10 protein-coding genes are annotated in these 8,924 nt (G+C 70.6%); 9 read left to right on the top strand and 1 reads right to left on the bottom strand.

The annotated features are described in order from the left end of the window. Positions 1-31: 31 nt before the first annotated feature. The 5 genes from Q0741_RS04770 to Q0741_RS04750 all read left to right on the top strand — a co-directional run bounded on the left by Q0741_RS04770 (position 32) and on the right by Q0741_RS04750 (position 4,422). Positions 32-316, top strand: coding sequence for a GNAT family N-acetyltransferase (locus Q0741_RS04770; RefSeq protein ID WP_298232045.1), 285 nt, complete (start codon positions 32-34; stop codon positions 314-316). Beyond that, the gene (locus Q0741_RS04765) at positions 313-888 is read left to right on the top strand and encodes a DUF924 family protein (RefSeq protein ID WP_298232044.1); all 576 of its coding nucleotides are present in this window, start codon (positions 313-315) and stop codon (positions 886-888) included. Before Q0741_RS04770 ends, Q0741_RS04765 begins: the two co-directional genes overlap by 4 nt. Positions 889-922: 34 nt before the next feature. Beyond that, positions 923-1,402 carry a RidA family protein gene (locus Q0741_RS04760; RefSeq protein ID WP_298232043.1) on the top strand — a complete coding sequence of 160 codons (480 nt, stop codon included), beginning with the start codon at positions 923-925 and terminating at the stop codon, positions 1,400-1,402. A 51-nt stretch (positions 1,403-1,453) separates the two neighbouring features. Beyond that, a complete protein-coding gene (locus Q0741_RS04755) occupies positions 1,454-1,834 on the top strand; it encodes a hypothetical protein (protein WP_298232042.1) in 381 nt (126 codons plus the stop codon). A 278-nt stretch (positions 1,835-2,112) separates the two neighbouring features. Then, the gene (locus Q0741_RS04750; RefSeq protein WP_298232041.1) at positions 2,113-4,422 is read left to right on the top strand and encodes an ATP-binding protein; all 2,310 of its coding nucleotides are present in this window, start codon (positions 2,113-2,115) and stop codon (positions 4,420-4,422) included. Positions 4,423-4,526: 104 nt separating this feature from the next. Here Q0741_RS04750 and murB read toward each other — a convergent pair whose 3' ends face one another. Continuing rightward, positions 4,527-5,567, bottom strand: a complete 1,041-nt coding sequence (murB, locus tag Q0741_RS04745) for a UDP-N-acetylmuramate dehydrogenase (protein ID WP_298232040.1) — start codon at positions 5,565-5,567, stop codon at positions 4,527-4,529. A 36-nt stretch (positions 5,568-5,603) separates the two neighbouring features. On the opposite strand from murB, the gene Q0741_RS04740 reads away from it, so the two are divergent. The 4 genes from Q0741_RS04740 to Q0741_RS04725 all read left to right on the top strand — a co-directional run bounded on the left by Q0741_RS04740 (position 5,604) and on the right by Q0741_RS04725 (position 8,913). Then, on the top strand, positions 5,604-6,101 hold the full coding sequence (locus tag Q0741_RS04740; protein ID WP_298232039.1) for a YajQ family cyclic di-GMP-binding protein: 498 nt from the start codon (positions 5,604-5,606) through the stop codon (positions 6,099-6,101). 201 nt (positions 6,102-6,302) lie between these two features. Then, positions 6,303-7,151 (top strand): CheR family methyltransferase, encoded by an 849-nt coding sequence (locus Q0741_RS04735; RefSeq protein ID WP_298232038.1) that lies wholly within the window; start codon positions 6,303-6,305, stop codon positions 7,149-7,151. Beyond that, positions 7,151-7,801: a chemoreceptor glutamine deamidase CheD gene (cheD, locus tag Q0741_RS04730; RefSeq protein ID WP_298232037.1), complete on the top strand. Its 651-nt coding sequence runs from the start codon at positions 7,151-7,153 to the stop codon at positions 7,799-7,801. The genes Q0741_RS04735 and cheD overlap by 1 nt, the downstream gene beginning before the upstream one ends. 11 nt (positions 7,802-7,812) lie before the next feature. Further along, a complete protein-coding gene (locus tag Q0741_RS04725; RefSeq protein ID WP_298232036.1) occupies positions 7,813-8,913 on the top strand; it encodes a chemotaxis response regulator protein-glutamate methylesterase in 1,101 nt (366 codons plus the stop codon). Positions 8,914-8,924: the final 11 nt, after the last annotated feature.

Genomic DNA, 8,924 nt, shown 5'->3' with positions numbered 1-8,924 from the left:
GCCCGACCCTGGTCGAGGAGCCACCGTCCCCATGAATCACCCCGTACGACACAACCCGGCCGAGAGCCGCTTCGAGTGCCGCCTGGAGGGCGCGCTGGCGCAGTGCGCCTACCGCCGCGACGGCGGCACGGTGGAATTCGTCCACACCGAGGTGCCCGAGGCGATGAACGGCCAGGGCGTGGCCGCGGCGATGGTCCACCAAGCCCTGGAATGGGCTCGCGCGGAAGGGCTGAAGGTGCGCCCGCTGTGCAGCTACGTGGCGTCCTACATGCGCCGCCATCCCGAGACGCAGGACTTGCTGGAGCCGCGGCCATGAGCCCGGCTGCCGATGCGCGCGCCGTGCTGCGCTTCTGGTTCGGCGAGCCGCCGCTGGTGGCGCGGCCGCAGTGGTTCACCAAGGACCCGGTCTTCGACGTCGAGATCCGCGCGCGCTTCACGCTGCTGATCGAAGCCGCCCTGCGCGGCGGCCTTGACGCCTGGCAGGCGGCGCCGGACACCGCGCTGGCGCGCGTGCTGCTGCTGGACCAGTTCACGCGCAACGCCTTCCGCGACACGCCGCGCGCCTTCGCCGGCGATGCGCAGGCCCTGGCCGGCGCGCGCGCCATGGTGGCGCGCGGCTTCGACCAGGCGCTGGCGCCGCTGCAGCGCGTCTTCGTCTACCTGCCCTTCGAGCACGCCGAGGATCTGCAGGCACAAGAGGAATCGTTGCGCCTGTACGCCGCGCTCACCGCCGCCGAAGCCTCGCTGGCGGACAACGAGGAGTGGGCGCGCAAGCACCACGTGATCATCGAGCGCTTCGGGCGCTTCCCGCACCGCAACGCCATCCTGGGCCGGGCCTCGACGCCCGAGGAAATCGAATTCCTGAAGTTGCCCGGGTCACGGTTCTGACAGCACCAGCAACGGCACGAGGGAGAGGCTTCACATGTCCGCAGACGAACGTTTCCAGCAGGCCGCCCAGCGGCTCGGCCACCGCTTCGACGGCGAGATCAAGATCGGCGGCCACTACGTGCCGCTGGTGCGCCACGGCGACGTGGTCCACCTCAGCGGCCAGATCCCGCGCGTGGGCGACACCGTGGTCGTGACCGGTCGCGCCGGCGCCGAGGTGCCGCTGGAGCGCGCGCAGGAGGCCGCGCGCATCTGCACCATGCGCGCCCTGGCGCTGCTGCAGCGCAGCCTGGGCTCGCTGGAGCAGGTCGAGCGCATCCTGCGGCTGACCGTGCACGTGCAGTGCACGGCCGACTTCACCCAGCACAGCGAGGTGGCCGACGGCGCCTCGGACCTGCTGTGCCTGGTGCTCGGGGACACGGTGGGCGCGCATGCGCGCACGTCGGTGGGTGCGTACCAGCTGCCCAAGAACGCCACCGTCGAGCTGGAATTGCTGGCGGCGGTGCGTGGTGGCTGAGCCGGGGGCCAGCTTCGGGGCGGCACCGGCGCCGACTTTTTCACGCCCGGCATGACGGACGTGCTTGCCTGGCCCATGCCGTGCCCGGTCGGGCACGACGGCGGCGGTTCGCGGCCGGACAATGCCGCCCGCGCCATCGGCGGCAAAGCGCCGAGGAACCGCAACCCACTGCCAACGACCATGCAAACCAATTTCGCCGACGCCATCATCAACATCACCGTCACCGGCCCGCTGGTGCGCCTGGACCTGGGCACCGTCCTCAGCCAGACCAAAGACGGCAAGCAGGAGCTGCTCGCCACGCCGACACAGCAGTTGGTCATGCCGCTGGACGGCTTCCTGCGCGCCTTCGGCATGCAGAAGACGGTGGTCGACAAGCTCATCGCCGACGGCGTGATCAAGCCCCAGCCGTCCCCCGCCCCCGCCGCGGCCTGAAAGCGCTGATCCGGGTCCAGGGCCGCGGCGGTAGCCGCCGCCGCGGCGCGCCAATTGCCTGCCCAGCACGGGGCCAGAGCGCCGTTGTGCGGATGCACCATGGCCGGGCGCGATAATCAGGGAGTTACACGCACGCGCGCCGTGCGCCTGGAGTCCCGAGCCTTGACAGCCCCGCCGTGTTGCAGCCTCCATCCCCCGGCCCGTGTCGCGCCCCCGGACGCGACCCTTCGGGCACCGCTCTTCCATCCTGAACGCCCGCCGCTGCGGGCAGCGATGCCGTGAACGCCACCGCGCGCAACACCCAGCGCGCGCGGCTGCTGCGCTGGCTGGCCGTGGCGCTGGTGCTGCTGGCCAGCGTGGGTGTGGTGCAGTGGCACCAGATCCAGCGCCTGCACAGCGCGGCCGATGTCAAGGACGACACCGTGCTGCTGCTGGGCTTGCCGCAACTGCACGCCGCGTACCTGGAGCTGCGCGGCCAGTGGCGCGCGCCGCCGGGGCCGACACGCGAGAACGACTCGCTGCAGCAGCGCTACCGGAGCTTCGTCAACCGCGTGGAGCTGCTCGAAAGCCCGCAGGGGCAGCGGCTGCTGTCACGCAGCCCCGGGCTCGAACAGGCGGCGCGCACGCTGCGCGACTTCGTCGCCCGCGCCGACCTCTACCTCGGCGCTCAGCCGCGGGCGCGGCTGAGCGAGGAATCGCACCGCGCGCTGCAGCAGGAGCTGGAATCACTGGACGAGCCCGTGCGCGCCCTGGCGCGCGACGGCGCGCGCGAGGCGGCGCTGCAGATCACGCAGCGCCACGCCGCCATCGACGAACACGGGCAGGTGGAGTTGGCGCTGACGCTGATCCTGGTGCTGGGCGGCCTGGGCATGGGCCTGCTGCTGCTGCGCCAGCGTCAGCAGCTCGACCAGCGCAGCGCTGGCGTGGAGCTGCTGGCGCAGCGGCTGCGCGAAGCGCGCCAGGAATCCGAAGCCGCCAGCCAGGCCAAGAGCGCCTTCCTGGCCAACATGAGCCACGAGATCCGCACGCCCTTCCAGGGCCTGCTGGGCATGCTGGCGCTGCTGCGCGACACACCGCTGGAGCCGCGCCAGCAGGAGTACCTGCGCACCGCCAACGAGGCGGCCGACCACCTGCTGTCGATCCTCAACGACATCCTGGACATGTCCAAGCTGGAGGCCGGCACGCTGGCGCTGCTGAGCGAGCCGGTGCCGCTGCGCGCGCTGGTGGCCGAGGTCGAGCAGGTGATGCGTCCGCGCGCCATGGCCAAGGGGCTGGCGCTGCGCGTGCACGTGGCGCCGGAGCTGCCGGCCGCGATCGAGATCGACGGCACGCGGCTCAAGCAGGTGCTCAACAAGCTGATGAACAACGCCATCCAGTTCACCGACAGCGGCTCGGTCACGCTCAACGTGCGCCTGGGCAACGTCAGCGGCACGATGGAATGCGCCGTCACCGACACCGGCATCGGCATGGACGAGTACACCCTGAGCCGGCTGTTCCAGCGCTTCGTGCAGCCCGGCGGGCCGCGGCGCCAGGGTGGCACCGGACTGGGGCTGGAGATCTCGCGCCACCTCGCGCGGCTCATGGGTGGCGACCTGCTGGTGCAGAGCAGCCCCGGCGCGGGCAGTACCTTCACGCTGGTATTGCCGCTGGTGGAGGCGCAGGAGCCCGTAGAGCCCGAGGCCGACGAGCGGCTGCCGGTGGCGGGGCTGCGCGTGCTGGTGGCCGAGGACCATGAGATCAACCGCCGCTACCTCGGCGCGCTGCTGGACCGGCTGGGCCACCGCGCGCGCATCGTGCGCAACGGCGTGGACGCGGTGCAAGCGGTGGCCGAGCAGCGCTTCGACCTCGTGCTGATGGACCTGCACATGCCCGTGCTCGACGGCGCGGGCGCCACGCAGGCCATCCGTGCACTGCCCGCGGCGGCGGGCCAGGTGCCCATCGTGGCGCTGACCGCCGATGCCCTGCCCGAAACCCGCCAGCGCTGCCTCAGCGCAGGGATGAACGACGTGCTGACCAAACCCGTGACCCTGCAACAACTCGCCCAAGTGATGCGCAACCAGGTGCGCGCCCGCAACCACGCCTGCACCAGCCCCGAGGGCGGCGCCGCGCCAGCCCCGGCCACGCCCCCCGCCGCAGCGCTGGTGGACGAGGCCGCCGCCACCAGCGTGGCGCAGGTGCTCACCACCCCGCACTACCGCTCGCTGGCGCAGCGCTACCTGGACGACCTGGGCGCGCAGCTGCCGCAGTTGAGCGCCCAGGTGCAGTCGCTGCAGGAGGCGCTGGGGGCCGAGGAGGCCGCGGCGGCCGGCGCCCAGGTGGATCTGGCCGCCGCCGACGAAGTGCGGGCGCAGGAGCCGCAGATGCGCAGCGCGCTGCGCGCAGCCTCGCACGCGGCCAAAGGCGCGGCGCTGAACCTGGGTCTCACGGGCCTGGCGCAGGCCGCGCTGGAGGTGGAGAAGAACGCTTCCACCGCCGAACCCGCCACGCTGCTGGCGGCGCTGCAGCGCTGGGACACGCTGCTACCCGCTACGCGCGAGGCGCTGCAGCAGTGCGGGTTGCTGGAGGTGACGCCGGGGGCGACGGTGTGAGACCGCTCTGGATGGATGCCGACTTCAGGCATCCGTTGCCACACCCGCGAAGGCAGGCATGACGGGGCTTGTTTCCGGCCGCCGGGAACCGTGATGACAGGCGGTCAGACCACCACCGGCTCCGGCTCCAGCCGGATGCCGAAACGGCCGTAGACGCTTTCCTGGATCGCGCGCGCCAGCGTCAGCACCTCGGCGCCGCTGGCGCCGCCGCGATTGACCAGCACCAGCGCCTGCTTTTCGTACACGCCCGCGCGGCCGATGCTCTTGCCCTTCCAGCCGCAGGCGTCGATGAGCCAACCCGCGGCGAGCTTGACGCTGCCGTCGGCCAGCGGGTAGTGAACGATGTGCGGGTCGCGAGTGATGATGTCGCGACACTGCTCGGCACTGACCACTGGGTTCTTGAAGAAGCTGCCGGCGTTGCCCAGCGCCGCCGGGTCAGGCAGCTTGGCGCGGCGCACGGCGCAGACCCAGTCGAAGATCTGCCGAGCGTCCGGGTCGCGGATGCCGGTCTCGGCCATCTTCTTCTCCAGATCGACGTAGCCCAGCACCGGGCGCCAGGGCCGCGGCAGCCTCAGGCGCACGCGGGTGATGAGGCTCTTGCCGGCCAGGCCGGCGAAGCCGCCTTGCTTGAAAACGCTGTCGCGGTAGCCGAAGCGGCAGGCGTGCGCGTCCAGCGTCACGCTGCGCCCGGTGATCAGGTCCACCGCGTCCAGCGACTCGAAGCGGTCCTTGAGCTCCAGGCCGTAGGCGCCGATGTTCTGCACCGGCGAGGCGCCTACGGTGCCGGGGATCAGGGCCATGTTCTCCAGGCCGGGCAGGCCGTGGTCCAGCGTCCACTGCACCAGGGCGTGCCAGCTCTCGCCGGCGCCGGCTTCGACGATCCAGGCGTCCTCGCGCGTCTCGACCAAGCGGATTCCGGCCACCTCCACCTTGAGCACCAGCGCCGAGACGTCGCGCGTGAGCACCAGGTTGCTGCCGCCGCCCAGCACCAGCTTCTGCTCGCGGCCGAGATCGGGGTGGTCCAGCACGCGGCGCACGTCGGCATCGCCGCGGATGCGCACCAGCTGGCGCGCCTGCGCCGGCAATCCGAAGCTGTTGTAGGGGCGCAGGCTCAGGCCGCGCTCGATGGACAGGGATTGCTGCATGAGAGAATTTTCGCCGATCCCTTCCTGACCTTAGCCATGCCCAGTTTCGACACCGTCCTGCAGCCCGAACTCGTCGAGGTGCGCAACGCCATCGACCAAGCCAACAAGGAAATCGGCACCCGCTTCGATTTCAAGGGCTCCGACGCCCGCGTGGAGTTCTCCGACAAGGGCAAGGACAAGGAGCTCACGCTCTACGCCGACAGCGATTTCCAGCTCGGCCAGGTCAAGGACGTCCTGCTGGCCAAACTGACCAAGCGCAACGTGGACGTGCGCTTCCTGGACGACAGCGCCAAGCCCGAGAAGATTGGCGGCGACAAGCTCAAGCAACTGGTCAAGCTCAAGGCTGGCATCGATGCCGAGACGGCCAAGAAGATCCAGGGCCTGGTCAAGCAGAGCAAGATCAAGGTCCAGGCCTCCATCCAGGGCGACACCGTGCGCGTCAGCGGCGGCAAGCGCGACGACCTGCAGGCCGTCATCGCGCTGCTGCGCAAGGACATCGACCTGCCGCTGAAGTTCGAGAACTTCCGCGACTGAATCCTCCCTCTTTCGGCACCGCGGCCCCGGCGAGGGACCGCGTGCCGCTGCGTGCGGGCGCCGGGTGCGTGAATTCCGCCACCTTGCCGGCACGCTGGGGTCGCCGGATGCGGCCCCGGCCGGTGCAGACTGGCGAACTGCGTCCTTGATGTATCCAGGTGCAACCACACCCGGCCAACGGAATCGTCACCTGACCTCGCCATGAGCCTTTCCTCGTCTCCCGCCGCCGTGCAGCCCGATGGCGAATTCGCTTTCGGCAGTGCGGATTTCGAGCGCGTGCGCCAACTCATCTACCAGCGCGCCGGCATCAGCCTGCACAACGGCAAGCAGGCCATGGTGTACAGCCGCCTGTCGCGGCGCCTGCGCGAGACGGGTCACCGCAGCTTTGCCTCCTACCTGCAGGCACTGGAGACGGCGCGCGGCGCGGCGGCCGAGTCGGAGTGGCAGGAGTTCGTGAACTGCCTGACGACGAACCTCACCGCCTTCTTCCGCGAGGAGCACCACTTCCACGCCCTGGCCGAGGAACTGCGCAAGCCCGGCGCGCACATCCAGCGCATCTGGTGCTGTGCCGCCTCCACCGGCGAGGAGCCCTACTCGCTGGCGATGACGGTGCTGGAGCACGCGCCGAGTCCGCAGAACGTGCGCATCCTGGCCAGCGACATCGACACCAAGGTACTGGGCACCGCGCAGCGCGGCGTGTACGACGCGGGCTCGCGCGGCCTGAGCCCCGAGCGACTGCGGCGCCACTTCCTGCGCGGCACCGGCACCAACGCCGGGCGCATGAAGGTCAAGCCCGAGCTGGCACGGCTGGTGAGCTTCTTCGCCTTCAACCTCATGAGCCCATCCTGGGACCTGGGCGAGCCCTTCGACGCGGTGTTCTGCCGCAACGTGATGATCTATTTCGACACCCCGACCCAGATGCAGGTGCTGCAGCGCCTGCACCGCACCATGCGACCTGGCGCGCTGCTGTACGTGGGGCACTCGGAAAACTTTGGCGATGCCCGCACGCTCTTCAAGCTGCGCGGCAAGACCATCTACGAGCGCCTGTGATGTCGGTACGTCCTCCCCTCCAGGCCATCTCCGCGCGGCTGCAGAGCACGGCGCTGCTGGAGAAGCTGCGTGCCGAGCGGCGCAAGCCGCACGAAGCCTCGTTCTTCTTCTTCGACGCGCACTTCCGCCGCGAGGCCGTGAAGGTGCTGCCCGGCGAGTACTTCGTGTACGACCAGGACATCCTGATCATGACCACCCTGGGCTCGTGCATCGCGGCGTGCCTGTGGGACCGCGATCGCCACCTGGGCGGCATGAACCACTTCATGCTGCCCGACGCCGGTGACGGCGCGCGCTACGGTCTGTACGCGATGGAGTTGCTCATCAACGAGCTCATGAAGCGCGGCGCCACGCGCTCCTCGCTGGAGGCCAAGGTCTTCGGCGGCGGCGCGGTGCTGGGCAACATGAGCACGCTCAACGTGGGCGAGCGCAACACGCGCTTCGTGCTGGACTACCTCAAGACCGAGCGCATTCCCGTCATCAGCCAGGACGTGATGGACGTGTACCCGCGCAAGGTCTGCTTCGAACCCGCCAGTGGCCGCGCCAAGGTCAAGCGCCTGGCACCCACGGCCATGGGCGAACAGCTGCTGGCGCAGGAGCGCGCGGCGGCCAAGACCGTGCCCACCGAAACGGGCTCGATCGAACTTTTCTGACTGGAACAGCGATGGCTTCTATTCGTGTGGTGGTGGTGGACGACTCGGCGCTGGTGCGCTCGCTGCTCAAGACCTTCATCGACCGACAGCCCGACATGCAGTGCGTGGGCACCGCGGCCGATCCCTTTGCGGCGCGCGAGCTCATCCGCGAGGTCTCGCCCGACGTGGTGACCCTGGACATCGAGATGCCGCGCATGGACGGGCTCGAATTCCTGTCGCGGCTGATGAAGCTGCGGCCCACGCCGGTGGTGATGGTTTCCACCCTGACCGAGCGCGGCGCCGAGGCGACGATGCGCGCGCTGGAACTGGGCGCCGTGGACTTCGTGAGCAAGCCGCGCCTGGGCGTGGCCGAGGGGCTGAACCATCTCGCCGAGGAAATCTGCGACAAGATCCGCGCCGCCGCGCGCTCGCGCATCCACCGCCGCGTGGCGGCCGCGCCCACCGCGGCGCCGGCCGCCACTGCGGATGCACCGCGCGCTCCGGCCCCGGCCGCGCGCCCGCTGGGCCGGCTGTCCACCGAGAAGCTGATCTTCATCGGCGCCTCCACCGGCGGCACCGAGGCCACGCGCGAGGTGCTGGTGAGCCTGCCGCCGGACTCGCCGGCGGTGCTGATCACGCAGCACATGCCCCCGGGCTTCACGCGCAGCTATGCCGCGCGGCTGAACTCGCTGTGCCGCCTCACGGTGCGCGAGGCCACCGACGGCGAGCGGCTGCTGCCCGGCCACGCCTACCTGGCCCCGGGCGGGCTGCACCTGAGCGTGGAGCGCAGCGGCGCCAACTACATCGCGCGGGTGCGCGACGGCGAGCCGGTGAACCGCCACAAGCCCTCGGTGGAGGTGCTGTTCGAGTCGGCCGCGCGCGTGGCCGGCCCCAACGCCTTCGGCGTGATGCTCACCGGCATGGGCGCCGACGGCGCCAAGGCGATGAAGCTCATGCGCGACGCCGGGGCCTACAACATCTGCCAGGACGAGGCCACCTGCGTCGTCTTCGGCATGCCGCGCGAAGCCATCGCCGCCGGCGCCGCGCACGAGGTGCTGCCGCTGCAGCGCATCGGCGCACGCCTGATGGAACAGCTCGCCGCCACCTCCAGCGGGCCGACGCACCGGGTGTGACCCCCGGCCCT

This window comes from uncultured Azohydromonas sp. (assembly GCF_937926365.1).
Lineage (GTDB): Bacteria > Pseudomonadota > Gammaproteobacteria > Burkholderiales > Burkholderiaceae_C > Azohydromonas.
This window is presented reverse-complemented; position numbering and strand designations above follow the sequence as displayed.

What these genes read in the sequence shown, in the direction of transcription:
- cheD (WP_298232037.1), top strand. Translation starts at nt 7,151, where the DNA reads ATGTCGGTACGTCCTCCCCTCCAGGCCATCTCCGCGCGGCTGCAGAGC.
- Q0741_RS04725 (WP_298232036.1), top strand. Translation starts at nt 7,813, where the DNA reads ATGGCTTCTATTCGTGTGGTGGTGGTGGACGACTCGGCGCTGGTGCGC.
- Q0741_RS04760 (WP_298232043.1), top strand. Translation starts at nt 923, where the DNA reads ATGTCCGCAGACGAACGTTTCCAGCAGGCCGCCCAGCGGCTCGGCCAC.
- Q0741_RS04740 (WP_298232039.1), top strand. Translation starts at nt 5,604, where the DNA reads ATGCCCAGTTTCGACACCGTCCTGCAGCCCGAACTCGTCGAGGTGCGC.
- Q0741_RS04735 (WP_298232038.1), top strand. Translation starts at nt 6,303, where the DNA reads ATGAGCCTTTCCTCGTCTCCCGCCGCCGTGCAGCCCGATGGCGAATTC.
- murB (WP_298232040.1), bottom strand. Translation starts at nt 5,567, where the DNA reads ATGCAGCAATCCCTGTCCATCGAGCGCGGCCTGAGCCTGCGCCCCTAC.
- Q0741_RS04765 (WP_298232044.1), top strand. Translation starts at nt 313, where the DNA reads ATGAGCCCGGCTGCCGATGCGCGCGCCGTGCTGCGCTTCTGGTTCGGC.
- Q0741_RS04770 (WP_298232045.1), top strand. Translation starts at nt 32, where the DNA reads ATGAATCACCCCGTACGACACAACCCGGCCGAGAGCCGCTTCGAGTGC.
- Q0741_RS04755 (WP_298232042.1), top strand. Translation starts at nt 1,454, where the DNA reads ATGACGGACGTGCTTGCCTGGCCCATGCCGTGCCCGGTCGGGCACGAC.